At 65.3% G+C, this 25,150-nt stretch carries 21 protein-coding genes and 1 pseudogene; 12 read left to right on the plus strand and 10 right to left on the minus strand.

Annotated features, from left to right (window positions below; genetic code table 11):
- Positions 1-20: 20 nt before the first annotated feature.
- Positions 21-1,301 carry a flavin-dependent oxidoreductase gene (locus IVA81_RS15970; protein ID WP_247319723.1) on the minus strand — a complete coding sequence of 427 codons (1,281 nt, stop codon included), beginning with the start codon at positions 1,299-1,301 and terminating at the stop codon, positions 21-23.
- 128 nt (positions 1,302-1,429) lie between these two features.
- Here IVA81_RS15970 and IVA81_RS15975 point away from each other — a divergent pair, with 128 nt between their 5' ends.
- Complete coding sequence (locus IVA81_RS15975) at positions 1,430-2,050, plus strand: glutathione S-transferase family protein (RefSeq protein WP_247319725.1); 621 nt, start codon at positions 1,430-1,432, stop codon at positions 2,048-2,050.
- A 98-nt stretch (positions 2,051-2,148) separates the two neighbouring features.
- On the opposite strand, the gene IVA81_RS15980 is transcribed toward IVA81_RS15975, so the two are convergent.
- Positions 2,149-3,072 (minus strand): LysR family transcriptional regulator, encoded by a 924-nt coding sequence (locus IVA81_RS15980; RefSeq protein ID WP_247319727.1) that lies wholly within the window; start codon positions 3,070-3,072, stop codon positions 2,149-2,151.
- Between the two features lie 91 nt (positions 3,073-3,163).
- Between IVA81_RS15980 and IVA81_RS15985 the strand changes: the two genes are divergently transcribed.
- The 3 genes from IVA81_RS15985 to IVA81_RS15995 all read left to right on the plus strand — a co-directional run bounded on the left by IVA81_RS15985 (position 3,164) and on the right by IVA81_RS15995 (position 6,228).
- Positions 3,164-3,607, plus strand: a complete 444-nt coding sequence (locus IVA81_RS15985; protein WP_247319729.1) for a nuclear transport factor 2 family protein — start codon at positions 3,164-3,166, stop codon at positions 3,605-3,607.
- A 65-nt stretch (positions 3,608-3,672) separates the two neighbouring features.
- Positions 3,673-3,828, plus strand: a complete 156-nt coding sequence (locus tag IVA81_RS15990; RefSeq protein WP_247319854.1) for a DUF1127 domain-containing protein — start codon at positions 3,673-3,675, stop codon at positions 3,826-3,828.
- Between the two features lie 390 nt (positions 3,829-4,218).
- Complete coding sequence (locus IVA81_RS15995; RefSeq protein WP_247319731.1) at positions 4,219-6,228, plus strand: HAMP domain-containing methyl-accepting chemotaxis protein; 2,010 nt, start codon at positions 4,219-4,221, stop codon at positions 6,226-6,228.
- A gap of 57 nt (positions 6,229-6,285) precedes the next feature.
- Here IVA81_RS15995 and IVA81_RS16000 read toward each other — a convergent pair whose 3' ends face one another.
- The 3 genes from IVA81_RS16000 to IVA81_RS16010 all read right to left on the minus strand — a co-directional run bounded on the left by IVA81_RS16000 (position 6,286) and on the right by IVA81_RS16010 (position 8,742).
- Complete coding sequence (locus IVA81_RS16000; RefSeq protein ID WP_247319733.1) at positions 6,286-6,972, minus strand: glutathione S-transferase N-terminal domain-containing protein; 687 nt, start codon at positions 6,970-6,972, stop codon at positions 6,286-6,288.
- 132 nt (positions 6,973-7,104) lie between these two features.
- A complete protein-coding gene (locus IVA81_RS16005; protein ID WP_247319735.1) occupies positions 7,105-7,431 on the minus strand; it encodes a hypothetical protein in 327 nt (108 codons plus the stop codon).
- Positions 7,432-7,611: 180 nt separating this feature from the next.
- The gene (locus IVA81_RS16010) at positions 7,612-8,742 is read right to left on the minus strand and encodes a site-specific DNA-methyltransferase (RefSeq protein WP_276578186.1); all 1,131 of its coding nucleotides are present in this window, start codon (positions 8,740-8,742) and stop codon (positions 7,612-7,614) included.
- 431 nt (positions 8,743-9,173) lie between these two features.
- Between IVA81_RS16010 and IVA81_RS16015 the strand changes: the two genes are divergently transcribed.
- Together IVA81_RS16015 and moaB are read left to right on the plus strand one after the other, a co-directional pair.
- The gene (locus IVA81_RS16015) at positions 9,174-10,109 is read left to right on the plus strand and encodes a neutral zinc metallopeptidase (RefSeq protein WP_247319740.1); all 936 of its coding nucleotides are present in this window, start codon (positions 9,174-9,176) and stop codon (positions 10,107-10,109) included.
- Between the two features lie 218 nt (positions 10,110-10,327).
- Positions 10,328-10,891, plus strand: coding sequence for a molybdenum cofactor biosynthesis protein B (moaB, locus tag IVA81_RS16020; protein WP_247319742.1), 564 nt, complete (start codon positions 10,328-10,330; stop codon positions 10,889-10,891).
- A gap of 244 nt (positions 10,892-11,135) precedes the next feature.
- Here moaB and IVA81_RS16025 read toward each other — a convergent pair whose 3' ends face one another.
- Together IVA81_RS16025 and IVA81_RS16030 are read right to left on the minus strand one after the other, a co-directional pair.
- On the minus strand, positions 11,136-12,095 hold the full coding sequence (locus IVA81_RS16025) for a helix-turn-helix domain-containing GNAT family N-acetyltransferase (protein ID WP_247319744.1): 960 nt from the start codon (positions 12,093-12,095) through the stop codon (positions 11,136-11,138).
- Positions 12,096-12,157: 62 nt separating this feature from the next.
- Entirely contained in the window at positions 12,158-12,733 is a 576-nt protein-coding gene (locus tag IVA81_RS16030) for a glycosyl transferase (RefSeq protein WP_247319746.1), read from the minus strand.
- Between the two features lie 314 nt (positions 12,734-13,047).
- Here IVA81_RS16030 and IVA81_RS16035 point away from each other — a divergent pair, with 314 nt between their 5' ends.
- Entirely contained in the window at positions 13,048-13,887 is an 840-nt protein-coding gene (locus IVA81_RS16035) for an RMD1 family protein (RefSeq protein ID WP_247319758.1), read from the plus strand.
- A 110-nt stretch (positions 13,888-13,997) separates the two neighbouring features.
- Here the strand turns inward: IVA81_RS16035 and IVA81_RS16040 are convergent, their stop codons facing one another.
- Together IVA81_RS16040 and IVA81_RS16045 are read right to left on the minus strand one after the other, a co-directional pair.
- Positions 13,998-15,191, minus strand: coding sequence for an acetate/propionate family kinase (locus IVA81_RS16040; RefSeq protein WP_247319760.1), 1,194 nt, complete (start codon positions 15,189-15,191; stop codon positions 13,998-14,000).
- A gap of 2 nt (positions 15,192-15,193) precedes the next feature.
- Positions 15,194-17,608 carry a phosphoketolase family protein gene (locus IVA81_RS16045; protein WP_247319762.1) on the minus strand — a complete coding sequence of 805 codons (2,415 nt, stop codon included), beginning with the start codon at positions 17,606-17,608 and terminating at the stop codon, positions 15,194-15,196.
- A 210-nt stretch (positions 17,609-17,818) separates the two neighbouring features.
- On the opposite strand from IVA81_RS16045, the gene IVA81_RS16050 reads away from it, so the two are divergent.
- The 4 genes and pseudogenes from IVA81_RS16050 to IVA81_RS16065 all read left to right on the plus strand — a co-directional run bounded on the left by IVA81_RS16050 (position 17,819) and on the right by IVA81_RS16065 (position 22,147).
- A complete protein-coding gene (locus IVA81_RS16050; protein WP_247319764.1) occupies positions 17,819-18,997 on the plus strand; it encodes a PA0069 family radical SAM protein in 1,179 nt (392 codons plus the stop codon).
- A gap of 21 nt (positions 18,998-19,018) precedes the next feature.
- Positions 19,019-19,472, plus strand: a pseudogene (locus IVA81_RS16055) (VOC family protein).
- Between the two features lie 76 nt (positions 19,473-19,548).
- Complete coding sequence (locus IVA81_RS16060) at positions 19,549-20,391, plus strand: ribonuclease HII (protein WP_247319765.1); 843 nt, start codon at positions 19,549-19,551, stop codon at positions 20,389-20,391.
- A gap of 247 nt (positions 20,392-20,638) precedes the next feature.
- Positions 20,639-22,147 (plus strand): glycosyltransferase family 39 protein, encoded by a 1,509-nt coding sequence (locus IVA81_RS16065; RefSeq protein WP_247319766.1) that lies wholly within the window; start codon positions 20,639-20,641, stop codon positions 22,145-22,147.
- Positions 22,148-22,301: 154 nt separating this feature from the next.
- Here IVA81_RS16065 and IVA81_RS16070 read toward each other — a convergent pair whose 3' ends face one another.
- The gene (locus tag IVA81_RS16070) at positions 22,302-23,108 is read right to left on the minus strand and encodes a uracil-DNA glycosylase (protein WP_247319769.1); all 807 of its coding nucleotides are present in this window, start codon (positions 23,106-23,108) and stop codon (positions 22,302-22,304) included.
- A gap of 135 nt (positions 23,109-23,243) precedes the next feature.
- Between IVA81_RS16070 and IVA81_RS16075 the strand changes: the two genes are divergently transcribed.
- Positions 23,244-24,905 carry an electron transfer flavoprotein-ubiquinone oxidoreductase gene (locus IVA81_RS16075; protein ID WP_247319771.1) on the plus strand — a complete coding sequence of 554 codons (1,662 nt, stop codon included), beginning with the start codon at positions 23,244-23,246 and terminating at the stop codon, positions 24,903-24,905.
- The last annotated feature ends 245 nt before the right edge of the window (positions 24,906-25,150 follow it).

Consider the following 25,150-nt stretch of genomic DNA (forward strand, 5'->3'; position numbering starts at 1 on the left):
TCCTCGCCTTGTGCAGAAATTTACGGCCTCACCAGCCTCGCATCCTTGCTCACGATCGGCGGCTTCGCATTCAGCGCCTCCACCTGGAATCCCGCCACGCGCTTGTAGTTGGCTGCGATGTCCTCCAACTCCTGCTGCGACAGCACGTCGGTGACGACCTCGAAGCCGTCGGGCGCGCGTTCCTCGACGAGCTGCATCACCTGCTCGGGGCCGTTCTTTCGGTTGAGCAGGACGAGGTCGGTGGTCGCGGGCCGGCGCTCGGCCTCATAGGCAAGCAGCGCCGCGGTCGTCGGTCCATGCGCGAGAATCTCGCGGGTGATGGTGCGGGCATCGAGGATCGCCTGCGAGGCACCGTTCGATCCGATCGGGTACATCGGGTGCGCGGCATCGCCCATCAGCGTGACCTTGCCAAAGGTCCATTGCGAGACCGGATCGCGGTCCACCAGCGGATATTCATAGGCGTGCGGGCAGTTCTTGATCAGACCGGGCACGTCGAGCCAGTCGAACCGCCAGCTCTCGAACCAGGGCAGAAACTCCTCGAGCCGCGCGGTGCGGTTATAATCTTCGCGCCGCCACTGATAAGTCGGCGGCATGTGGCGCTCGGCGACCCAGTTGATCAGATGGTTGCCAGCGGCATCCGGCGCCTTGCTGATCGGATAGCAGACGAATTTCAGGATCTCGTGCCCGGCCATGATCATGGTGCGGCCGGTGAGGAAGGCCTTTGCTGGCGTGACGCCGCGCCAGAGGATGCGCCCGTTCCAGATCGGCGGGCCTTCATTGGGATAGAGCTTTTCGCGCGCGGCGGAATGAATGCCGTCGGCGGCGATCAGGATTGCGCCGTCGTAAGTCCCTGCGGCGTTGCCGGTTGCCCGGTCGATGAAGTCGGCGCGCACGCCCTCGGCTGTCTCGGTCCAGCCGGTCAGATGATGGCTGGTGAGGATGTTGGCGCGGCCGAGCCGCTCGACCGCAGTGTCGAGCAGGAGCTGCTGCAGCGTGCCGCGGTGGATCGAGAATTGCGGCCATTTGTAGCCGGCTTCGAGCCCGCGCGGCTCGCTCCAGATCGGCTTGCCGTGCTTGGAGAAATAGGCGAGCTCGCGGGTCCGCACGCCGCTGGCGTCCAGTCTGTCCATCAGGCCAAGCTCGATCAGCTCGCGCACCGCATGCGGCAGCACGTTGATGCCGACGCCGAGCGGCTTCAGTTCGGCGACGCTCTCGAACACTTTTACGGGAACGCCGATCTGATGCAGGCTGAGCGCAAGCGTCAGCCCGCCGATGCCGCCACCGGCGATGAGTACGGTCATGACAAAATCCCTCTCCGATTGACGGCGTCTTGGCACAGCCGGGCGGCCGTGGGCAACTGCGAAGAGGTCGCCTATGGACGGCGCGGCGAGGGGCCGTTAACCTCGGGTTTTCCCCCATGAGGTCCGCCATGCTCAAGCTCTACTACGCCACCGGCACCTGTGCGCTCGCCACCTACATCACCCTGGAGGAGGCCGGCGCCGACTACACGGCCGAACGGCTGAGCTTCAAGGACAACCAGCAGACCAGCCCGGACTATCTCGCGATCAACCCGAAGGGCCGCGTGCCGGCGTTGGTGACCGATCGCGGCGTCCTCACCGAGACGCCGGCGATGCTGGCTTATCTCGCGCAGACGTTTCCCAAGGCGAAGCTCGCGCCGCTCGACGATCCCTTCGACTTCGCACAGGTGCAGTCGTTCAACTCCTATCTCTGCTCGACCGTGCACATCAACCACGCCCACAAGATGCGCGGTGCGCGCTGGGCGACGCAGGAGAGCTCGTTCGCCGACATGAAGGCGATGGTCCCGAAGACCATGGCCGCCTGCTTTTCCCTGATCGAGCAGAAGATGTTTCGGGGGCCCTGGGTGATGGGCGATCAGTTCACGATCTGTGATCCCTATCTCTACACGCTCTCGACCTGGCTCGAAGGCGACAGCGTTGACATCAACGCCACGCCGAAGATCGCAGAACACTTCAAGCGCATGTCTGACCGCCCCGCCGTGCGCAAGGTGATGGACGCGCAGAAGGCGTAAGGGCTCAGCTCTTGTAGGGTGGGCAAAGGCGCAAAGCGCCGTGCCCACGAACTTTCTCCGGCGACGACAGACGGTGGGCACGCTCCGCTTTGCCCACCCTACGAAACCTTCCGCTTGGCTTGCTCCAGCTCCCGCCCCGTTTCCAGCATCAGCCGCCGCAACCAGATCGAGCCGGGGTCCATCTGCGCCCGGGTCGGATGGAACATGAATTGCTCGTCGATCCCGGGGTCGAGCGGCGGCGTCACCGTGACGAGGCCGAGCTGTTTCGACAGCGCTGCGATCAGCCGGCGCGGCACGAAGGCGACGAGGTCGGTGCGGGCGGCGACGTGCAACGCTTCGAGATAGCCTGACACGACCAGCGAGATGTGCCGCTCGATGCCCTTGGCTCGCAGCCAGGTATCGATCAAATCCTCATTGCTGCCGCGAATGATCACGCCGACGTGGCGTGCGGCCAGGAAGGTTTCGCGCCGCTTCAGCTTCGCGGCCATCGGATGGCCGCGCCGCACCGCCAGCGCGTCGCTGTCGGTGTAGAGCAGTTGGCGGTGAAAGTCCTTGAAGGCATTGCCAATCGAGATCACGAGGTCGATGGTACGGGCGAATTCGGCGTGGAAGATCGCCGATCCCCGCCACGGCACGATGTCGACGCGAACGTTGGGCGCAAGACGCGTCACCTTTGCCATCAGCGGCGGCATCAGCAGCTCGACCGCCAGGTCCGGCATCATCAGGCGAAATTGCCGCTCGCTGCGTGTGGCGTCGAAGTCGTCGGGCACGAACAGTCCGCGCACCTGGTCGAGCGCCTGAGCGAGCGGCGCGCGCAGGGCCTGCGCCCGCGGCGTCAGCTCCATGCGCGCGCCGGTGCGCACCAGCAGCGGATCGCCGAGAATGTCGCGCAGGCGCTGCAGCGCATGGCTCGCCGCCGGCTGGGACAGGCCCATCCGAAGCGCGGCGCGACTGACGCTGGCCTCGCGCAGCAAGGCGTCGAGCGCGGTCAGCAGGTTGAGGTCAAGCGAATTCAAATTCATGAGGTGAATACATATCATATTTACTATCGATTTGAAGAATGTAGATCGGCCGGCGATGATCTCCGCGTTCTCACCAAAAGGAGATGCCGCCATGAGCGCGAGCGCCAACAAGAAACTGATGCAGGATATTTTCGCCGCCGCCGCTAATCCCGATCCGGCCGCGCGCGATCGCGCCCTGTTCACCACAAGCCTTGCCGAGGATGCCAAATGGGTCGTGACCGGACAATATTCCTGGTCGCGCACCTTTGCGGGCAAGGAGGCGATCCTCAACGATCTGCACGGCTACGTGCGCACCCGCCTGCGCGACCGCACGCGCACGGTTGCGCACCGCTTCATCGCCGACGGCGATGTGGTCGTCGTGGAGGCCAAGGGCGACAACGTTACGCCTGAGGGCGTGCGCTACGACAACGACTATTGCCTGGTGTTTCGTCTCGAGGACGGCAAGATCAAGGAAATCCGCGAGTACTGCGACTCGATCCTGACCGAGAGGGCGCTGGGCCCGTTTCCGCAAACACCCGTGAGGGCTGCGAGCTGACCGGATTGGACGACGTCGCGTCCACCGGGCGGCCCTGTCTGTCACGCCTCACGATGTTTGTGCGGATGTGGCGGACGCTGGTGGACCTCGTGCGGGTTCGGCGACAGCGGTCCCGGGTTCGATGCCAGCTCGCTGCGATGACCGAGCGGGAGCTTCAGGACTGCGGGATGACCCGCGCCGAGATTGCCTACGAACTGAAGAAGCCTGTCCGGCGAAAATAGATCGATGAGGAGGAAGCGGCGCCGCGCGCGCCGCTTCCGGCGGAGCTGGCCTCCGTGCCGGCCGTCCAGAAACCGTACACGCTCGAAGTGATCGAGAACGCACTCGGCAAACTGCAGCGGGCCAACGCCCTTTACAGGTTCGCGTACCACGCTATGCATGCCGCTGTGGATTCTTACATGACTTCGCATAGCTGCCGATAAAATCAGCAGATCTTATGTGCGGCGAGGCGCGCACGCGCGAAGAATTTGAAGGTTCAATTAACGAGTGTCCCCCATTGTGTCGCGGTGCAGCGTGGGTCGCGAAGACGCGCGGCTGCCAGGGTGGCCGTGACGGATTTGCCGGACTTGTTCGGCCGCTCGAAGTGAAATGCATCTGGGTGGACAGTGGGAATGCCGAAGTTTCGTTTGCGGATCAGGGGACGCCTGTACGCAGGCTTCATGGCCTTGGTCGTGGTTGGGCTTGTGATGGCGGTGGTTGCCGTCTGGAATTTGCGGGCGGTGCAGGATCAAGTCGCAAGACAATCCGCACTTTCGGACAGCACGGCGCGGGTCCTGGAGATATCGACCCATCTTCAGGCGATCCAGCGGGCCAATCTGCGTTACATCTACGACGCCAACGAGCCCGCGATGAAGGAGGCGCAAGAGCGGGAAACTGCGGCGATCGAGCTGTTGCGGGTCGGCGCGAAGGGGACGCTCTCGGAGGAGCGGCGAGCGCTCTACAACGGCCTCGTCGACGACATTGGCAAAATGCGACGCCTGCGTGACAACCTCGGAGACGCCGTCAACGAGGCGAGAACGGGCAAGGCGACGCTGCTGCCGAGCGGGGAGGAGCTGGCCGTCAAGATGGGCAAGCTGGTCGATGCGGCGCGCGCAGCGGTCGACGAAGACACCGCAGCCCTGGTCGCCGACCTCGAATCCAGGATTCTTCTTGTTCGCGTCGCAAATTGGCGTTTTCTGGCTCTGCGTGACGCGCAGGGGCCTGCGAATTTCAGGGCAAGTGTGGACAGGGCAGCGCAACGGCTCACGGCGATCGAGAAGAGCCCGCAGGCGGCGGAGTTGCGAGCCACGCTCGCGCCGGTGAAGACCTCGCTCGGAATCTACAAATCGGCGTTTGAGACGACATCCGCCGCGATGCTTCAGGCCGACGAGATCTATCACAAGAACCTCGCGCCCCTCATCGTCGACGGCATCGGCAGGCTCAAGGCCGCGGAAACGACGCTGAAGAAGGATTATCAGGAATCGCGCAGCCATGCCGAAGGCGTGATTGCCAGCACGACGACCGTTCAGCAGATCGCAGGCCTCCTCGCCATCCTGTTCGGCGGCATCGTCGCCTTCCTGATCGCCCGCAACATCGTCGGCCCTCTGGCCTCGATGACACGCGCGATGGGGCAGCTGGCCGGCGGCAATCTCGAGGTCGCGATCCCCGGCCGCGGCAAGTCCGACGAGATCGGTGACATGGCCAAGGCGATCGAGGTGTTCAAGGACAATATGATCGACACCGAGCGCCTGCGGGCCGAGCAGACCGAAATCGAGGCGCGGCAGGCGGAAAGCCGCAAGAACGACATGGTCAGGCTCGCCGACCAGTTCGAGCAGGCGGTCGGCGAGATCGTCGACACCGTGTCGTCGGCATCGAGCGAGCTCGAAGCCTCCGCCGGCACCTTGACCACGACAGCTTCGCGGGCCCAGGACCTGTCGACCGAGGTGGCCTCGGCATCGCTGGAAGCCACCGCGAATGTCCAGGCGGTCGCCACCGCGACCGAGGAGCTGTCGTCCTCGGTCGGCGAGATCGCCCGCCAGGTGCAGGAATCCGCCCGCATCGCGGGTGAGGCCGTTGGCCAGGCGAGCAGGACCAACGACCGCGTCGGCGAGCTCTCCAAGGCGGCGGCCCGGATCGGCGACGTGGTCGAGCTGATCAGCACCATTGCAGGCCAGACCAATCTCCTCGCGCTCAACGCCACCATCGAGGCGGCGCGTGCGGGCGATGCCGGCCGCGGCTTTGCCGTCGTCGCCACCGAGGTCAAGGCGCTCGCCGAGCAGACCGCGAAGGCGACCGGCGAGATCGGCCAGCAGATCGCGAACATCCAGGCCGCCACCGAGCAGTCGGTCGGCGCCATCAGGGAGATCAGCGGCACCATCGAGCGGCTGTCCGAGATCTCCTCTGCGGTCGCCGCCGCGGTGGAGCAGCAGGGCGCGGCCACGCAGGAAATCTCGCGTAACGTGCTGCAGGCCGCTCAGGGCACCCAGCGCGTCTCGATCAATATTGGCGACGTGCAGCGCGGGGCGTCCGAGACCGGTTCAGCCTCCTCGCAGGTGCTCTCGGCGGCGCGCTTGTTGTCGGCCGACAGCAATCGCCTCAAGCTCGAGGTCAGGAAGTTCCTGAACTCGGTCCACGCCGCCTGAGCTGAAAAGCAAAGGGCCACGCGCAGGCGCGTGGCCCTTCATTGCGGCGTGGCGCGATCAGGCGACCTTGGTCGTCATGTGCTTGAACATGTTGGCGCGCGCCTCATCGTCCATCTCGGCCTTGAAGGCGAACTTGTCCTTCAAAGCAATCGCGCGCGCCCCTGCCGGGCGCGCCGAGATCTCGTCCACCAGCCGCTTCACGTTCGGGTATCGTGCAAAGGCGTCGTCGCCGAGCTTGAACGGCAGCATCCGCGCCCAGCCCCACAGCGCCATGTCGACGATCGAATAGCTGTCGCCGACCATGGTGCGGCGGCCTTCGAGGTGACCGTCGAGAATCTTGTAGTGGCGATCGGTCTCGTACTGATAGCGGTTATGGGCGTAGTCGTGGTTCTGGTCCTTCGGCGCAAAATGCTTGAAGTGCACCGCCTGGCCCGAATACGGCCCGACGCCGGTGGCGATGAACATCAGCCATGACAGCATCTCGCCGCGCACAGCGGCTGAGGGCAGGAACTTGCCGGTCTTCTCGGCGAGGTAGAGCAGGATGGCGTTCGAGTCGAACACGATCGTTCCATTGTCGTCGATCGCCGGCACCTTGGCGTTTGGATTGACCTTCAGATAGTCCGGCGTGAATTGCTCGCCCTTGCGGGTGTCGATCTTCACCGGGTCGTAGGGCAGGCCGGACTCTTCGAGATAGAGCGCGACCTTGGTCGGGTTCGGCGAACCGTTGAAATAGAATTTGAGCATCACACATCTCCCCAGTGTTTCTTGCCGAGAGCGAATGCGGCGTCATCGCCGCGGGGTCGTCTTCTCTTGCCCGAACCTCCTTAGGGAGAGCAACCGGCGAGTTTGCCGGGCGGTATCTGCGCCCTGCGCAGATCAGCCGGCGTAACAAAGGCCGATCGCCGCCGTAATGACCATCGCCGCGCCGACCGCCTCCAGGCGCAGTCCGAGCCGTGCGGCGAGATGCATGTCGCCGGCCCGCGCCTTGCGCTCCGATCCGCGCGAATAGCCATGAACGATGACGTCGTGATTGAAATTGTCGTGAGCCTCGTTGCTGCTGGCGAGCCCGACGCAGATCACGAGCACGCCGAACAGCGCGAGGCCGAAGAATCCGAGCAGGGCGATCAGGAACATCGGAAACATGCCGACCAGGAAGATCGGCAGCAGCGGCACCAACAGCAATGTCTCGGACTGTCGTCGCATGGGAGCCGGCCGGTTAGGACGGGGCTGATGGGCGAATCTAGTCCTGACGGCGGCGGCATTCAAGGTGCCGTAGGGTGGGCAAAGGCGTGAAGCGCCGTGCCCACCAATCGCATTTTGTCGGAAAGGTTCGGTGGGCACGGCGCAAGGGCGCCTTTGCCCACCCTACGAGGTCGGAAGCGGCTACTCCGCCGCCATGCCGGCGCGGATTTCGGCGCGCAGCTCGTCGATCAGCTTGAGCCCCTTTTTGGTCTCGATGTGCCAGAACGTCCAGCCGTTGCAGGCTTGCGCGCCTTGCGCCACCGCGCCGATGCGGTGGATCGAGCCGACCTTGTCGCCGAACATGATGGCGCCGTCGGCGCGCACCAATGCGCCGAGCTTCTTCTTGGCGTCGAACAGCTTCGTGCCGGGCATGATCATGCCGCGCTCGATCAGTTCGGAGAACGCGACCCGCGGCGCTTCGCGCGCGGTCATGAACGGGGCGAGGCTTGCCGCCGGCAGCGGCTCGACCGCGGCGATGCGCGCTTCGGCGGCCTTGGCGTAGGTCTTGTCGCGTTCGAAGCCGATATACGAGCGGCCGAGACGTTTTGCGACCGCGCCGGTGGTACCGGTGCCGTTGAACGGATCGATCACGAGATCGCCGGGCTTCGACGACGACAGCAGCACGCGCGCGAGCAGGCCTTCCGGCTTCTGCGTCGGATGCACTTTTTTGCCGTCGGCGCCCTTGAGGCGCTCCTCGCCGGTGCAGAGCGGGATCAGCCAGTCGGAACGCGCCTGCACGTCCTCATTGGCGGCCTTCAGCGCCTCGTAATTGAACGTGTAGCCCTTGGCCTTTTCGTCGCGCGCGGCCCAGATCATGGTCTCATGCGCGTTGGTGAAGCGGCGGCCGCGGAAATTCGGCATCGGGTTCGACTTGCGCCAGACGATGTCGTTCAGGAGCCAAAAGCCGAGGTCCTGCATGATCGCGCCGACGCGGAAGATGTTGTGATAGGAGCCGATCACCCAGATCGTCGCCGACGGCTTCATCGCGCGGCGGGCCGCAAGCAGCCATGCGCGGGTGAAATCGTCATAGGCGGAGAACGAATCGAACTTGTCCCAATCGTCGTCGACGGCGTCGACATGGGATTCGTCGGGGCGCTTGAGATCGCCCTTGAGCTGAAGATTGTAGGGCGGATCGGCGAACACCAAGTCGACCGAACCAGCCTGAAGCTTCGACATCTCGGCGACGCAATCGCCGAGAATGATGCGATGCGAAGGAGACTCGAAATTTGTGCGGGGCGCCCTTGCAGACGCCCCGCGACGCGACTCTACCATGACTCAAGAACTCTGACTCAGGCGACGCTGTCGGCGACGCGGGACCAAACAACCGACTGACCGTTACATTGAAGCGGCAAAGTAAAAATCGACTTAACCCGCCGCTTTCGTGAGCAGGCCTCGCATCGCGGTTTGCACGTGCGTTGTCGTGCGCATTCGCCGCGAATTACAGTGTGTTTCGCAATTCCCTGCGTCGCGGGAGAAGCTCCGGCTCCAAAAAAGCTCAAATTTCTCTCGGAAAAAATTGCTCGACCCTCGGAAAAAATTGCTGGCATCGGCATGTTGCCGCACTAGGCAATTTTTGCCGGCCACGATATTGATAAAGGCAACGGAAATTTTACCTGTGTGGCGCGTTGAGCCTTAGCGCTCTTGCGCCCGACGAGACTGCATCAGGGACCCCGGAAGTTGGGGACTCCAAAGGGAAAGCCGCCATGCGTTACGATGACTTCCGCCGCAGCGACGACATCGAGGATCGTCGCGATGATGGTGGCGGCGGCGGAGGAGGAGGCGGGTTCGGCCTGCCCATGGGCGGCGGCGGGCTCGGCATCGGCACCATCATCGTGCTGGGCCTGGTCGGCTACGCCTTCGGCATCGATCCGCGCATCCTGATCGGCGGCGCCGAGATCCTCACCGGCGGCGGCCAGGCGCCGAGCTACCAGACCGATCGTCAGTCCACCTCCGCCAAGCGCGGCGCGCCGACCGACGAGATGGGCAGCATGATCTCCGGCATCCTCGGCGAGATCGACGATCGCTGGAGCGAAATCTTCCAGGCCTCGGGCCAGTCCTACACCGGTCCGAAGGTCGTGCTGTTCCGCAACGCCACCAATGGCGGCCGCTGCGGCCGGGCGGAGTCGGCGATGGGGCCGTTCTATTGTCCGCCGGATCGCACCATCTTCCTCGATACCAGCTTCTTCCGCGAGGTCGAGACGCGCTTCCGCGGCTGCTCCGGCAAGTCGGCGTGCAATTTCACCACCGCCTACATCATCGCGCATGAAGCCGGCCATCACATCCAGAACCTGCTCGGCATCATTCCGCGCGTGACGCGGCTGCAGCAGCAGGCCGGCTCGAAGGCGGAAGCGAATGCGCTCCAGGTGAAGGTCGAGTTGCAGGCCGACTGCCTGTCCGGCGTCTGGGTCAATCGCGAGGCGAAGAAGCGTCCGAACTTCCTTGAGCCCGGCGACATCGACGCCGCGCTGACCACGGCCAGTGCGATCGGCGACGACACGCTGCAGCGTCAGTCCACGGGACGCGTCGTGCCTGACTCCTTCACCCATGGCTCGGCCGCGCAACGCAAGCAGTGGTTCATGACCGGCTACCAGCAGGGTACGGTCCAGGCCTGCAACACGTTCGGCGGCGGGGCGATGTAGCCTGTCGCTCCGGGATGCGCGTAGCGTGAACTATGATGCGCAATTGCGTATCTGGGAATCCAGGAGTAGTGGCGTCATCCTGAGGTGCGCGCCCTTGCGCGCCTCGAAGGATGGCGGAGCTCCCGGCCCATCCTTCGAGGCTCGCCCTGCGGCGCGCTCGCACCGCAGAGCGAGCACCTCAGGATGACGGCGGTGGTTGGGGAAACAGGAGTGAAGTCGTGGCCTCCATCGACGAAGCAAAACAGTTCATCCCGCTCAACATCGCGGTGCTCACCGTGTCCGACACGCGCGTCCTCGCTGACGACAAGTCGGGCCAGACGCTGACCGACCGCCTCCTGGCCGCCGGCCATCATCTCGCAGCGCGCGAGATCGTCACCGACGACGTTGAAGCGATCCGCACCGTGATCCGCCGCTGGATCGCGGATGCCGGTGTCGACGTCGTCATCACCACCGGCGGCACCGGTTTTACGGGACGCGACGTCACGCCGGAGGCGATCGAGCCGCTGTTCGAGAAGCGCATGGACGGATTCTCGATCGCGTTCCACATGTTGAGCCACGCCAAGATCGGGACGTCGGCGATCCAGAGTCGCGCCACAGCGGGGGTCGCGGGTGCGACCTATATCTTCTGCCTGCCAGGCTCCCCCGGCGCCTGCCGCGACGGCTGGGACGGCATCCTTGCAGCGCAGCTCGACTACCGCACGCGGCCCTGCAACTTCGTCGAGATCATGCCACGCCTGGACGAGCATCTGCGAAGGCCGAAGGCGCAGGGCGCGACGGTGTAAGCGCGGATAGCTCTCCGGCGTCTCTCCACACCATCAGTATCGTAGGGTGGGCAAAGCGAAGCGTGCCACCACTCCTGTCGCGATACCGGAACGGTGGGCACGGCGCTAACGCGCCTTTGCCCACCCTACGATTCCGGACTCGCGGAGAGAAGGCCCCTTACCCAACCGAATGTGCGTCTACCAGCATCGCTGCCCTCTCCCGCAAGGGGCGAGGGCGCATTCATGCGCATCTCGCTTCGTGCAGCTACAGATCCCGCTCCCACGTCTCGCCGATCAGATCGGCACCGAAGCTGTGGTGCTTCTCTTCCTTCACGAGCTTGAAGCCGGCACTTTGATAGATGCCGCGCGCGGCCACCAGGATGCTCTGCGTCCACAGCGTCATCTTGCTGTAACCCCTCTCGCGGGCGCCCTGGATGCATTGCTCGACCAGCGCGCGGCCGACGCCGAGCCCCCGCGCTTTCTTCTCCACCTGCAACAGGCGCAGCTTGGCGATCTCGTCCGTGGCCTTGACCAGAAAGATCGAGCCGACCGGCTCGCCACCCACTTCCGCGATCCAGCAGTGCTCGCGGGCGGGGTCGTAGTTCTTGATGAACTGTGCGCAGATCTCGGCGACCAGCGCCTCGTAGCTGATGTCCCAGTTGTAGTCCGCGGCATAGGCGGCGGCCTGGCGGGAGGTGACCCAGCCCATGTCGCCGACGCGATGGCTGCGCAGCATGAAAGCCGCAGGCTGGCTTCGCCGTTGCTCCAGCACGGCCTCGATGGTCGCCATGGCCTGCGTGAGTCGTGTTGCATCGCCGGCCGAAAGCTGAGCCAGCATGGCGGCGACCTCGTTTTGCGAGCTCAGGTTCAGCTTGGCGTAGGTTTGGCGGCCCTTGGCGGTGAGGCTGAGCTGGTATTGCCTGCGATCCGCCGGCAGGGGCCGTCGCGTGATCAGCCCCTTTTCGTCGAAGCTTTGGACGATGCGGCTGAGATAGCCGGGGTCGAGGCCAAGCTCGATTCCGATCTCTTTTGCCGCCAGGTCGTCGCGATGCGCGAGTTCATAGAGCACCCGGGCCTCGCTGAGCGAAAACGGGGTCTTTCCAAGGTGCTGGTCGAGCACGCCGAGCTTGCGGGTGTAGAAGCGGTTGAAGGCGCGGACCGCTGCGATTTGATCGTCGGCGACCGGTTCGGCTGCCGGGATTGATGGCGAAGATCTGGATGGCATGGGACACCTCGATACTTGCCACTGTCAATTAATTATTTGACTTTGGCAAGTATCAGGTGGCTTCAGCCGGTCATGACGATCCGGCTGCGCAGCATGGTCCGGGACGAGCGGCCGAGCCGCCGCAGCAGCCGCGCCTCGGAACGGCGGGCCTGCGGCGGGTAGCCCCCGATCCGGTCATAATGGTCTCGTGCGATCAAAAGTCCCTGATCGCTAAGCGGGCCGAAAAGCTTGCGCGCCACGGCGCGGACGATGTCGCGTAATCCGCTATCGGCGTAAGGCGAGCGCGCATAGCGGAATACCGCAGCACGGTCCCGTCCACTGGCCGCGACGGCCTGAATGAACTGGGTGGTTTCCTCGATCCAGCCGGTTTCCAGCACGGCGCCCGCAGGCAGGAACATCAGCCATGGCGAGCGGGCCTGGAGTGCGCCGGCAGCGAGCGCGGCGCCTTGCGAGGATCCCTCGAAACCGACGAAACGGCAGCCTGCGACGTCGGCAACGCGCTCGATGACGCCGTTGCGGGTGCCGTCGACCAGGAGCACTTCCTTGATGATGCCGGCGGCGGCGCCGGGGACCAGCGCGGCCAGAGTCGCCACCGCAGTCTGCTCGACGCCTTCGGTCGGAATGATGACGCTCAGCATGATTAAGGCTTCAATGTCTGCACTTCGGGAGAAGCGTAGCTTGTTATGATGTTGTCATAAACACGTGGCGCTGCCGAGCGCAACTTTCTCGCGGTGCATCGGCGTCCGATGGTAAACTGCAGACAGCCATCGCAGCCAAATGTGTCATGGGCAGGCTGGCAATGTTGCCGAATGTTTCGGCACAAGCCCATCCCGAGGGTGTTAACCCGTGGTTTTGCGGCGGGATCGCGCAGGCAGTTGGCTCCCGCAAGGAGGATGCGCCTTGCAAGAAAGGTTCGGGAAATGTGTGACTTTGGTGCCGGCGGAGGTTTCATATGAACGCCGATCAACTCGCCATTGGTACGGTGTCAACGTCGCCCAAGCAGGAGGCTGCGCCGACCTTGCGGATCCGGGCGCTGATGCTGGGCGACCGCATCAATGCCTCCGGCCTGGAGATCGGCACGCTGGTGTCCTCGACGCCGGCCGCCTTCCGCGTCCATGCCGGCCTTGCCGTGATCTTCCGCTACGGCGTCGTGGTGCTGATCGGCCTCCTCCCTTCGGAGGAGAAGGTCCTCGTCGACAACCTGAAGTCACGCGTGACCGGAGAGCTCAGCCCCTTTGAGGAGGAGATCGCGCAGGCGCAGCTCTGCAACGATGAGGCCGCCGAGGCGATCCAGCCGGGCGGGCCGATCTGCCTCGCCAAGTTCTCCGACGACCGGCTGCTGCTGGTTGCGGATGCGCTCGCCAAGAGCACGTCGCTGGCGCGCGACGAGCGCCGCGTCGCCGCGGTCTTCGATGTGATCGAGCCCTTTGCGCGGGAGCTCGCCGAACGCGGCCGCACGCCGCGCCGGCGCAGGGGCATTCTGCAACTGATCGGCAACGCGCTGCTGGTGCAGCAGCGCGTCGCCGGTCGCGTCGCGATTGCCGAGAAGCCCGACGTGCTCTGGGAGAAGCCCGAGCTCGACCGGCTCTATTCCCGCCTCGAGGACGAATACGAACTGAAGGAGCGCCTCGACACGCTCGAACGCAAGCTCACCGCGGTGTCGGAGACCGCCAACGCGCTCACCGACATCATCGACACCCAGCGCTCGCTCCGCCTCGAGATCGCGGTGGTGGTGTTGATCGTGATCGAGGTCGCGATCGGGTGTTTTCAGATCTGGTCGGGGACGCATTAGGGCGGCGGGAGGGCTATCTCTCCGCGAGTCTGATATCGTAGGGTGGGCAAAGGCGCACTTGCGCCGTGCCCACCAGACAGAGGTGGTGGGCACGCTTCGCTTTGCCCACCCTATGATACCTGGGTTTTCGTCCGCAGCATCGCGACGCAATGCCGTGCTATCACCTGTTCCTCATTCGTCGGAATGATGAACACTTCGACGGCACTGCCTCTTCCGCCGATCCGCTCGCGCGCTTCATCATTCGCAGCCGCATCGATCCGCACGCCGAGCCACGCCAGGCGCTCGCCGATCGCGCCGCGGATCTCCTTCGCATGCTCGCCGATGCCGCCGGTGAAGACCAGGCAGTCGAGCCCGCCAAGCGTGGTCGCCATCATCGCGACCTGCTGCGCCGCCCGGAAGACGAACAGATCGACCGCCTCTCGCGCAGCAACCTCGCTACTCGCGAGCAGCGTGCGCATATCCGCGGAGAGGCCGGAGACGCCGAAGAGGCCGGACTCGTGATAGAGCAGGTGCTGGACATCCTCGACCGACATGTTCTCGTGCTGTTGCAGATAGAGCAGGACGCCGGGATCGATCGTGCCTGAGCGTGTGCCCATCACGAGGCCGTCGAGCGGCGTCAGCCCCATTGTGGTGTCGATGCTGCGGCCGTCGCGCAGCGCACACAGGCTGGCGCCATTGCCGAGATGCGCGATGACGGTGCGCTTGGCCACGACGTCCGGCGCGATTTCCGCGAGCCGTCCCGCGACGTACTCGAACGACAGGCCGTGAAATCCGTAGCGCCGGACGCCGCGCGCCTCATAACGCCTCGGAATCGCGAAGCGGCGCACGGGCGGCGCGAGGCCGTGGTGGAAGGCCGTGTCGAAACACGCGATCTGCGGCAGCGCAGGCCGGATCGCCGTGAACGTGCGAACCGGCGCGAGGCATCGCGGCTGGTGCAGCGGTGCCAGCGGCGTCAATGCCTCCAGCTTCGCGATGACGTCGTCGGTCAGTGCGACCGGGCCTGAATAATCGGGTCCACCGTGAACGATGCGGTGGCCGACGGCGCGCAGGCTGCGTTCGCCGAACCGCTCTTCGATGAAGGCGAGCACGTCGGCGAACAGATGGCCGCCGTCGGCATCCGCCGCTTCTGTTCGCGTCTCGAACAGGTCTTCGCCCGCGGGGTTCCTCACCACGAGCCGAGGTTTTGCCTCGTGCTCGTCGAGCAGGCCCTTGCAAAGCAGGCTGGGGTCAGTCGCCGAGATCTCGAACAGGCCGAACTTGATGCTCGACGATCCCGCGTTGAGGACGAGAACCGTGTCCGACATGGCTAGTCGCCGGCCTCAGTCGGGGTGTTGCCGCCAGAGCTGTTGGGCCAGACCCAATCCTGGACCTCGGGCATGTCCTCGCCGTGCTCGCGCACATAACGCGAATGCTCGATCAGCTTGTCGCGGAATTGCTGCTTCGCCTGCGCGGCCTTGGCCGCCAGCCCGGGCACGCGTTCGATCGCCTCGATCGCGAGGTGGTAGCGGTCGAGCTCGTTGAGCACGACCATGTCGAACGGTGTCGTCGTGGTGCCTTCCTCGGCAAAGCCGCGTACATGCATGCCGGCATGGTTGGTGCGGCTATAGGTCAGCCGGTGGATCAGGTAGGGATAACCGTGATAGGCGAAGATGACAGGCTTGTCCGATGTGAACAGGCTGTCGAAGTCGCGGTCGGACAGGCCGTGCGGATGCTGCTCCTTCGGCTGCAGGGTCATGAGGTCGACGACGTTGACGACGCGGATCTTCAGGTCCGGCAGCGCCTTGCGCAGCAGGTCGACGGCGGCGAGCGTCTCCAGCGTCGGCACGTCGCCGGCGCAGGCCATGACCACGTCGGGCTCCCGGCCTGCATCTTCCGTCCCCGCCCAGGTCCAGATGCCGATGCCGGCATCGCAATGCGTGGCCGCTTCCTGGATCGAAAGCCATTGCGGCGCCGGCTGCTTGCCGGCGACGATCACGTTGACGCGGTTGTAAGTGCGCAGGCAGTGGTCGGCGATCCACAGCAGCGTGTTGGCATCAGGCGGGAAGTAGATGCGGACGATATCGGCCTTCTTGTTGGCGACGAGATCGACGAAGCCGGGGTCCTGATGGCTGAAGCCGTTATGGTCCTGACGCCAGACATGCGAGGTCAAGAGGTAATTGAGCGAGGCGATCGGGCGCCGCCAAGGCAGCTCGCGCGTGACCTTCAACCATTTGGCGTGCTGGTTGAACATGGAATCGACGATGTGGATGAAGGCCTCGTAGCAGGAGAAGAAGCCGTGCCGGCCCGTGAGCAGATAGCCCTCGAGCCAGCCCTGGCAGAGATGCTCGCTCAGCACCTCCATCACGCGGCCGTCCTGCGCGAGATGCACGTCGTAGGGTTCGATCGGCTCCATCCAGACGCGTTCGGTCGCCTCGAACACCGCGTCCAGGCGGTTTGACGCGGTCTCGTCCGGGCCCATGATGCGGAAGTTGCGTTCCTTCGCGTTGAGGCGGATGACATCGCGCAAGAATCTGCCGAGTTCGCGCGTCGCTTCGGCCATGACGCCGCCGGGCTGCGGCACCTCGATTGCGAAGTTGCGGAAGTCCGGCAGCTTCAGCTCTTTCTTCAGGAGGCCGCCATTGGCATGCGGATTGGCGCCCATGCGGCGGAGGCCTGCGGGCGCGAGCGCCTGAAGCTCGGGGATGAGGGTCCCGCTCGCGTCGAACAGTTTTTCCGGCTCGTAGCTGCGCATCCAGTCTTCGAGCACTTTGAGATGCGCCGGATTTTCACGGCAGCCTGCGACGGGGACCTGATGCGCGCGCCAAAAGCCCTCGACCTTCTTGCCGTCGACCTCTTTCGGACCGGTCCAACCCTTCGGGCTGCGCAGCACGATCATCGGCCAGCGCGGCCGCTCGACGCTTCCGCGCCCGTCCCGTGCGTGCTGCTGGATCGAGCGGATGCTGGCGAGTGCGACGTCGAGCGCGTCCGCCATGGCCTGGTGCATCAATTTGGGATCATCACCTTCGACGAATAGCGGCTCGTGGCCGAACCCGCGGAAGAGATCGCGGATTTCTGCATCTCCCATCCGTCCGAGCACGGTCGGGTTGGCGATCTTGTAGCCGTTCAGATGCAGAATCGGCAGCACCGCGCCGTCATGAGCGGGGTTCAGGAATTTGTTGGAGTGCCAGGACGCAGCGAGAGGACCGGTCTCGGCTTCGCCGTCGCCGACCACGCAGGCAACGATCAAACCAGGATTGTCCAGCGCCGCGCCATAGGCATGCACCAGCGCGTAGCCGAGCTCGCCGCCTTCGTGGATCGAGCCCGGCGTTTCCGGCGCCGCGTGGCTCGGAATGCCGCCGGGGAAGGAGAACTGCCTGAACAGCTTGCGCAATCCGTCCGTGTCGCGCGCGATGTCGGGATAGATCTCGCTGTAGCTGCCTTCCAGATAGGTGTTGGCGACCACGCCCGGCCCGCCATGGCCGGGGCCACAGACATGGAGCACGCTGACATCAAGCGCGCGGATGACGCGGTTGAGGTGGGCGTAGATGAAGTTCAGGCCGGGCGTCGTGCCCCAATGGCCGAGCAAACGCGGCTTGATGTGCTCGGGGCGCAAGGGCTCGTGCAGCAGCGGATTGTCGAGCAGGTAGATCTGCCCGACGGAGAGGTAGTTCGCGGCGCGCCAGTAGCGATCAAGGAGATCGAGGTCGCTGCCCAAGGACGCCGATTGTTGTTGATTTGCCATGTTCCTGCTGACCTTCACCCGGCGATCGTCACCAACATTGTTCCGCGGTGATTGATCCCTGACCGGCATCAAACGAAATCGGCATGACGGGCATGTTGCGTGAGGTCAAAGGACCGCGCCCGAAATTTGGGCGGCACCTTTGCATGGGGTTGTTTTTCAGTTTTTCGTTTGTGTTCTTGATTTGTTCCTTTGGCGTGCTATCTTGGCTTCATGAGTCCAGCAGCATCCTCTCATGCTCTCAAGCACCCGCCGGTCACGGCGCCCTCCGAGCCGGCGGGTGCGGACTCTGACTTTCCCGCCGATTTTCCAGAGCTCGGCGTCGCCATCGACCGCGCGCGCCGGCGAGGGCGGGGTGCACAGTCGAATGCCAGCGGCCGCTTTGAGGCCGAGGCGCGCGTCGCCTTCGACGACGGCTGGCAGAGCCTGGAAGAGCTGCCGCCGTTCAAGACCAGTGTGGGGGTCGACACCTCGCGCAAGGTGATCACCCGAAACGATTCCCCCGATATCGGCTTCGACCGCTCGATCAATCCCTATCGCGGCTGCGAGCACGGTTGTGTCTACTGTTTCGCCCGGCCGACCCATGCCTATCTCGGCCTGTCGCCGGGGCTCGATTTCGAATCGAAGCTGTTTGTGAAACCTGAGGCGCCGGCGCTGCTGGAGAAAGAGCTCGCCGCGACCGGCTATGAGCCGCGGATGATCGCGATCGGCACCAACACCGATCCCTACCAGCCCATCGAGCGCGAGCGGAAGATCATGCGCGGCATCCTCGAGGTGTTGGAACGCGCCGGGCATCCCGTCGGCATCGTCACCAAGTCCGCGCTGGTGGTGCGCGACATCGACATTCTCGCGCGGATGGCCAAGCGCAACCTCGCCAAGGTCGCGATCTCGGTCACCTCACTCGATCCGAAGCTCGCGCGCACCATGGAGCCGAGGGCCTCGACGCCGCCGAAGCGGCTGGAGGCGCTGAAGCAGCTCTCGGACGCCGGCATTCCCACCACCGTGATGGTCGCGCCCGTGATCCCCGCGCTGAACGATTCCGAGATCGAGCGCATTCTCGATGCCGGCGCCCATGCCGGCGTCAAGGAAGCCTCCTATGTGCTGCTGCGGCTGCCGCTGGAGGTACGCGATCTCTTCCGCGAATGGCTGATGGCGAACTATCCGGACCGCTACCGTCACGTCTTCACCCTGATCCGCGACATGCGCGGCGGCCGCGACTACGATGCGAAATGGGGCGAGCGGATGAAGGGTACGGGACCGATGGCCTGGACCATCGGCCGCCGCTTCGAGATCGCCTGCGACAGGCTCGGCCTCAACAAGCGGCGCTCCAAGCTGACGACGGATCACTTTGCGCGGCCGAAGCGGAACGGCGATCAGCTCAGCCTGTTCTGACCGGGAATGGAAGAGGCTCGCATGCCCAGGGAACTCACCGTGCCGGTGCCGCGGCTCACTGTCATCACGCTCGGCGTCAGCGACATCCGTGCCAGCATCGCCTTTTACGATGCGCTCGGCTTCTCGCGCCGGCTGAAGGCGACCGGAGAAGCCGTCGCTTTCTACGATACCGGTGGCCCGGTGCTCGCGCTGTTTCCGTGGGATAAGCTCGCGGCAGACGCCGCGTTGCCGGACCATCCGAGGCCATCGACCTTTCGGGGCATGACGCTCGCCTGGAACTGTCGCGCGCGAGGAGGTGGACGCGGTCTTGGCTTTCGCCGTCGACAAGGGCGCTGCGCTGCTGAAGGCGGCGCATGAGACCGACTACGGCGGTTATTCCGGCTATTTCGCCGACCCCGACGGCCATCCCTGGGAGGTCGTGGTCGCGCCCGGCATCGAGGTCGGCGAGGACCGGCGGGTGCATCTGGCGGAATAGGGCGGCCACCTGAATAACGGGAATTGTCCGAGGTTCCCGGTTGCGCAGGCCGGGCCGCTTGCGCACGATCCCGGCCATGATTCGGAACAAGTCCGCCAAGACGCCGGCCAAAGACGCGCCAAAGAAGGACGCGGCCAGGAAGGCTGCGCCTGCGAAGGCGGCCAAGGCGTCGGCCGTCAAGCTTCCGGCCGGCGGGAAAGGCATCATCGCGATCGCGCCGCCGAGCTTCCGCCGCGAGCGCGCGCTGATCAAGCGCGGCGTCTGGCCGGTCGCGGGGTGCGACGAGGCCGGCCGCGGGCCGCTCGCCGGACCCGTGGTCGCGGCCGCCGTGATTCTCGATCCCGACCGCATTCCCCGCGGCATCGACGATTCCAAGCGACTGACGGCCGAGGAGCGGGAAAGGCTGTTCGACAAGATCTGCGCCACTGCGCAGGTCTCGGTCGCCGTCGCCTCGCGCTCCCGGATCGACCGCGACAACATCCTGCGTGCCTCGCTGTGGGCCTTGAAGCGCGCCGTGGTCGCGCTGCCCGACTCGCCGCGCCATGTGTTCGTCGACGGCCGCGATCGGCTCGACACGACTTGCGACTGCGAGGCCGTGATCGGCGGCGACGGCATCGTCCTGTCGATCGCCGCGGCCTCGATCGTCGCCAAGGTGACGCGCGACCGCCTGATGTGCGCGCTGGCGCAGGACTGCCCCGGCTATGGCTTCGAGCAGCACAAGGGCTACGCCGTTCCCGAGCACCTTGACGCGCTTGACCGCCTCGGTCCCACCGTCCATCACCGCAGCTTCTTCGCCCCCGTCGCCGCCGCCCGCGCCAAGCATATGCCCTGGACGGTCGAGCCGGCGCAGGACCTGTTCTCCGTCACCGAGGTGCAGGTGGAAGCCAGCGTGGAAGTCGACGCGTCGGCAAATCTCTAAAGCCTCGCCCGGTAGCTTCCGCATCGTCATGGCCGGGCCTGACCCGACGTCCACGTCTTGGCCGCTTGCTCAGAAGAACGTGGATGCCCGGGCCTTCGCCGCGCCGGAGCGGCTTCGGCCGCGCAGGCGGGACAAGCCCGGGCATGACGGCTTGTGGCGGTTGCCACGACGCGCGGTGCCCATTATCAAAACAGATGTGAGCGAATAGGGCCGGCTGGACGGGTTGGCTGCATCTTTCAGGCGTTGCATGCGGTTTACCTCCCTGGTCATCGAGCTCATTCGCGCCCGGCCGCGGCTGATCGTCTGGATCGTCGTGCTGCTCCAGGCCGCGATGTGGCTGTTCGTGGCGCTGGTGTTCTACCGCAGCCCGCCCGGCACCCTCGCGACGCTGCTGGCTTTCGGACGCGAATACCAGGTCGGCACCGACCTCGGTCCGCCCTTGCCGGTTTGGCTCGCCGACATCGCTTATCGCGCCGCAGGTGGCCACATGTTCGGCGTCTATGTGCTCGCCGAACTCTGCGAGATCGCGACCTTCATCGCGCTCTATCATCTGTCCCGCGCCGTGGTCGGCTCGCAGCAGGCGGTGCTCGCCGTGCTGCTGACCATGACGGTGCTCGCCTTCTCCTCGTCGGCGCTCGACTTCGGCCCCCTCATCCTGGCCCGGCCGCTCTGGGCGCTGCTGCTGCTGCACTCCTGGCAGATCATTGGCCAGCGCCGCGGCAATGCCTGGTTCGCCTGGTCCATCGAGGCCGGCCTCTTGTTGCTGACGACGCCTGCGGCGATCTTTCTCCTGTTGCTGCTCGTCGTGTTCGCAGTGTCGACCGCAGGCGGCCGCCGGACGCTGCGCGCGCTCGATCCGCTGTTTGCGCTGATCGTCGTGGCGGTTCTGGCGCTGCCTTATGCGGTCTGGCTGACGCGGGCCGAGACGCTTGCGATGCCGGCCCTGCCGCAAGTTGCGGAGCTGGGTGCTCGCGCCCTGCATGCGGCCTGGCTGCTCGGCGGCCTCGTGCTCGGGGCTGCTGCGATCCCGGCGCTGACCTTCCTCAACACCGGGCTGTTCGCCACCAAGGGCGAGGAGCCGCCGATCATCTTCCGGCCGCCGGTCGCGGCGCTCGCGCGCAATTTCGTCTATTTCTTCGCGCTCGCCCCAGTGCTGGGCGCAGCGCTGATCTCCGGCCTGCTCGGGCTCGACTCCGTCGTCGGTGGCGCCGGCGTCGTGTTGGTCATGTCCGGGCTTGCCGTGGTTGTCGCCGCCGGGAATCTCATTGCAATGCGCCGCGCGCGGATGCTGCGCATGGTGTGGGCCGCCGCCGTCGTGGCGCCGGCCGTGGGCGTCGTGCTCGCCGTCCTGCTTCTGCCCTGGACCGGGACAAACGAGATCGCGACCTCGATGCCAGCGCGCGCGATCTCGGATTTCTTCGACGATAGCTTTGCCCGCCGCACCAACCATCGCCTGCGCGCCGTTGCCGGCGAGACCCCGCTTGCGAGCCTGATCACACTGCATTCCGGCCGGCCGCATCTGTTCATCGACGCCGACCCCGCGCGCACGCCGTGGATCAATCAGGCCAAATTCAGCGAGACCGGCGGCGTCGTGGTCTGGCGCGCCTCCGATACCGCCGGCACGCCGCCGCCGGAGATCCTCAAACGCTTTCCCGGCATCGTGCCGGAAGTGCCACGCGCTTTCGAATGGCTGGTGACGGGTCGGCAGCAATTGCTGCGGATCGGCTGGGCCATTGTGCGGCCGAAGGGGACGTAGCGACAAACGCAGAAATCGTAGGGTAGGCAAAGGCGCAAGGCGCCGTGCCCACCGTCAAGTCTATCCGTCGTCGAGATCAAGTGGTGGGCACGCTTCCGCCTTCGCTCTTCGAGCTACGGCGGACAAGTCGCTTTGCCCACCCTACGAGAGCTCGCTACCCCGCCAGCACCTTGGCGATCGCCCGCAGGTCCTGCCAGGCCAGTCGCTTGTAGGACGGCGAGCGCAAGAGATACGCGGGGTGAAAGGTCGGCAGCGCGCGGATGGTGCGCCCACCTGTTTCGTAGTCGAACCAGCGCCCGCGGGTGCGCATGATGCCCTCGCGCGTCCCCAGCAGCGTCTGCGTCGAGGGGTTGCCGAGCGTCACCAGCACGTCGGGATTCACCAGCTCGATCTGGCGCTGGATGAAGGGGAGGCAGATCTGCGTCTCTTGCGGCGTCGGTGTGCGGTTGCCGGGCGGCCGCCAGGGAATCACGTTGGCGATATAGGCGGTGGTGCGGTTGAGCCCGATCGCGCCGATCATCAGATCGAGCAGCTTGCCGCTGCGCCCGACGAAGGGCAGGCCCTCGATGTCCTCGTCGCGGCCCGGCGCCTCGCCGACGAACATGATGCGCGCCTGCGGATTGCCGTCGGCGAACACCAGCCGCGTCGCGGTGTGCTTCAGCGCGCAGCCCTCGAAGCTCTGCATCAGCTCGCGCAGCGCCTCCAGCGTCGGCGCGGTGCGCGCGGCCTCGCGCGCCGAGGCGATGGCGACGTCGGGGGCAGGGGCGGCCTCGCCACGCATCACCGTCGGCGCGGAGACCGGCCGCGGTGCCTCGACCGGAGGTGCCGCGCGCGGGGCCGGCGGCGGAGCGTCCAATTCCGCCAGGCGGTCGATCGGTTCCTCCGCGAGCGCGCAATCGACCCCGGCCTCCAGATAGAAGGCGAGAAGCTCGCGGACGGTGGGTGCGGGTTCGGGGATCATTTGGAAAGTCAGACTTTATATCAGTTTAGGCCGCCTTGTATCCCAGCGAAACGCATTTCCGAGGTTGTCCTATCCGGAAAAATCGGAAACAAGAGGGCGCAATCGACCAAGGACCGTCTCAAGGGCTGAGATCAGATGAGCACCGAAGAACTTCCCCCGCGCGAATCCATGGAATTCGACGTCGTCATCGTCGGCGCCGGCCCCTCGGGCCTGGCCGCGGCGATCCGGCTGAAGCAGCTCAACGCCGATCTCAACGTCGTCGTCGTCGAGAAGGGCTCCGAAGTCGGCGCGCATATTCTCTCCGGCGCGGTGATTGATCCGATCTCGCTCGACAAGCTGATCCCCGATTGGCGCGAGGATGCCGACTGTCCGCTGAAGACCCAGGTCAAGGACGACCACTTCTACTGGATGTTCGGCGACAACCGCATCAAGCTGCCGAACTTCGCGATGCCGCCGCTGATGCACAATCATCACTGCTACATCGGCTCGCTCGGCAATGTCTGCCGCTGGCTGGCGCCGAAGGCGGAAGCGCTCGGCGTCGAGATCTATCCGGGCTTTGCCGCGACCGAGGTGCTCTATGACGACAAGGGCGCGGTGCGGGGCATCGCGACCGGCGACATGGGGATCGCCAAGGACGGCACCCACAAGGATTCCTACACCCGCGGCATGGAGCTGCTCGGCAAGTACACGCTGTTCGCCGAAGGCGCGCGCGGCTCGCTGTCGAAACAGTTGATCGCGAAGTTCGCACTGGACGCCAAGAGCGAGCCGCCGAAGTTCGGAATCGGCCTCAAGGAAGTCTGGCAGATCGATCCGGCCAAGCACAAGAAAGGCCTGATCCAGCACTCCTTCGGCTGGCCGCTCAACAACTCCACCGGCGGCGGCTCCTTCCTCTATCACTACGACGACAACCGCGTCGCGGTCGGCTTCGTCGTGCATCTGAACTACGACGATCCGTATCTGTCGCCGTTCGATGAATTCCAGCGCTTCAAGACCCATCCCTCGATCCGCGACGTGTTCGAGGGCGGCAAGCGTCTCGCCTATGGCGCGCGCGCCATCACCGAAGGCGGCTACCAATCGGTGCCGCGGCTGACCTTCCCGGGCGGCGCGTTGGTCGGCTGCGCGGCTGGCTTCGTCAACGTCCCCCGCATCAAGGGCGTCCACAACGCGATGGGCACCGGCATGCTCGCGGCCGAACATCTCGCCGCCGCGCTCGCCGAAGGCCGCGCCAACGACGAGGTCCTCGCCTACGAGAACGCCTGGCGCGATTCCGCGGTCGGCAAGGACCTCTTCAGGATCCGCAACGTCAAGCCGCTGTGGTCGAAGTTCGGCACCTTCCTCGGCGTGCCACTCGGCGCAATCGACATGTGGACCAATCAGCTGTTCGGCATCTCGCTGTTCGGCACGCTGTCGCATGCCAAGCCCGATCGCGCCACGCTCGATCCGGCCAAGAGCCACGCGCCGAAGAACTACCCGAAGCCGGACGGCAAGATCTCGTTCGACAAGCTGTCCTCGGTGTTCCTGTCCAACACCAATCACGAGGAGGACCAGCCGGTCCATCTCAAGGTCACGGACATGAACCTGCAGAAGACCTCCGAGCATGACGTGTTCGCCGGTCCCTCGAATCGCTATTGCCCCGCCGGCGTCTATGAGTGGGTCGAGGAGGGATCGAGCCCGCGTTTCCAGATCAACGCCCAGAACTGCGTTCACTGCAAAACCTGCGACGTGAAGGATCCCAACGGTAACATCACCTGGGTTCCCCCGGAGGGCGGCGGCGGTCCGAACTACGAGGCGATGTAGAGCGGGGCCAAGCAAGAGGCGTGATCCCGAAGGTGATCCGGCGCACGTTCGCGTGAGGAGGAGGCCGCGACCACCGGTCGCGGCCACGATAAGGCCATAGTAGCGGCGTCTTGGGGCTGCTCCGGACCGGTTACTTGGCCGATTTGGGGCGTGCGGAGGGGGATCGTCCGGCCCGAATCCTTGCGGCGAAGCGCCAAAAGCGGCATTGTCGGCCCGACGGTTCCGGGTCCCGATGCCACCGGCCG

It is taken from the genome of Bradyrhizobium sp. 141 (genome assembly GCF_023074055.1).
Classification (GTDB): domain Bacteria; phylum Pseudomonadota; class Alphaproteobacteria; order Rhizobiales; family Xanthobacteraceae; genus Bradyrhizobium.

What these genes read in the sequence shown, in the direction of transcription:
- IVA81_RS15970 (WP_247319723.1), bottom strand. Translation starts at nt 1,301, where the DNA reads ATGACCGTACTCATCGCCGGTGGCGGCATCGGCGGGCTGACGCTTGCG.
- IVA81_RS15975 (WP_247319725.1), top strand. Translation starts at nt 1,430, where the DNA reads ATGCTCAAGCTCTACTACGCCACCGGCACCTGTGCGCTCGCCACCTAC.
- IVA81_RS15980 (WP_247319727.1), bottom strand. Translation starts at nt 3,072, where the DNA reads ATGAATTTGAATTCGCTTGACCTCAACCTGCTGACCGCGCTCGACGCC.
- IVA81_RS15985 (WP_247319729.1), top strand. Translation starts at nt 3,164, where the DNA reads ATGAGCGCGAGCGCCAACAAGAAACTGATGCAGGATATTTTCGCCGCC.
- IVA81_RS15990 (WP_247319854.1), top strand. Translation starts at nt 3,673, where the DNA reads ATGTGGCGGACGCTGGTGGACCTCGTGCGGGTTCGGCGACAGCGGTCC.
- IVA81_RS15995 (WP_247319731.1), top strand. Translation starts at nt 4,219, where the DNA reads ATGCCGAAGTTTCGTTTGCGGATCAGGGGACGCCTGTACGCAGGCTTC.
- IVA81_RS16000 (WP_247319733.1), bottom strand. Translation starts at nt 6,972, where the DNA reads ATGCTCAAATTCTATTTCAACGGTTCGCCGAACCCGACCAAGGTCGCG.
- IVA81_RS16005 (WP_247319735.1), bottom strand. Translation starts at nt 7,431, where the DNA reads ATGCGACGACAGTCCGAGACATTGCTGTTGGTGCCGCTGCTGCCGATC.
- IVA81_RS16010 (WP_276578186.1), bottom strand. Translation starts at nt 8,742, where the DNA reads ATGGTAGAGTCGCGTCGCGGGGCGTCTGCAAGGGCGCCCCGCACAAAT.
- IVA81_RS16015 (WP_247319740.1), top strand. Translation starts at nt 9,174, where the DNA reads ATGCGTTACGATGACTTCCGCCGCAGCGACGACATCGAGGATCGTCGC.
- IVA81_RS16025 (WP_247319744.1), bottom strand. Translation starts at nt 12,095, where the DNA reads ATGCCATCCAGATCTTCGCCATCAATCCCGGCAGCCGAACCGGTCGCC.
- IVA81_RS16030 (WP_247319746.1), bottom strand. Translation starts at nt 12,733, where the DNA reads ATGCTGAGCGTCATCATTCCGACCGAAGGCGTCGAGCAGACTGCGGTG.
- IVA81_RS16035 (WP_247319758.1), top strand. Translation starts at nt 13,048, where the DNA reads ATGAACGCCGATCAACTCGCCATTGGTACGGTGTCAACGTCGCCCAAG.
- IVA81_RS16040 (WP_247319760.1), bottom strand. Translation starts at nt 15,191, where the DNA reads ATGTCGGACACGGTTCTCGTCCTCAACGCGGGATCGTCGAGCATCAAG.
- IVA81_RS16045 (WP_247319762.1), bottom strand. Translation starts at nt 17,608, where the DNA reads ATGGCAAATCAACAACAATCGGCGTCCTTGGGCAGCGACCTCGATCTC.
- IVA81_RS16050 (WP_247319764.1), top strand. Translation starts at nt 17,819, where the DNA reads ATGAGTCCAGCAGCATCCTCTCATGCTCTCAAGCACCCGCCGGTCACG.
- IVA81_RS16060 (WP_247319765.1), top strand. Translation starts at nt 19,549, where the DNA reads ATGATTCGGAACAAGTCCGCCAAGACGCCGGCCAAAGACGCGCCAAAG.
- IVA81_RS16065 (WP_247319766.1), top strand. Translation starts at nt 20,639, where the DNA reads ATGCGGTTTACCTCCCTGGTCATCGAGCTCATTCGCGCCCGGCCGCGG.
- IVA81_RS16070 (WP_247319769.1), bottom strand. Translation starts at nt 23,108, where the DNA reads ATGATCCCCGAACCCGCACCCACCGTCCGCGAGCTTCTCGCCTTCTAT.
- IVA81_RS16075 (WP_247319771.1), top strand. Translation starts at nt 23,244, where the DNA reads ATGAGCACCGAAGAACTTCCCCCGCGCGAATCCATGGAATTCGACGTC.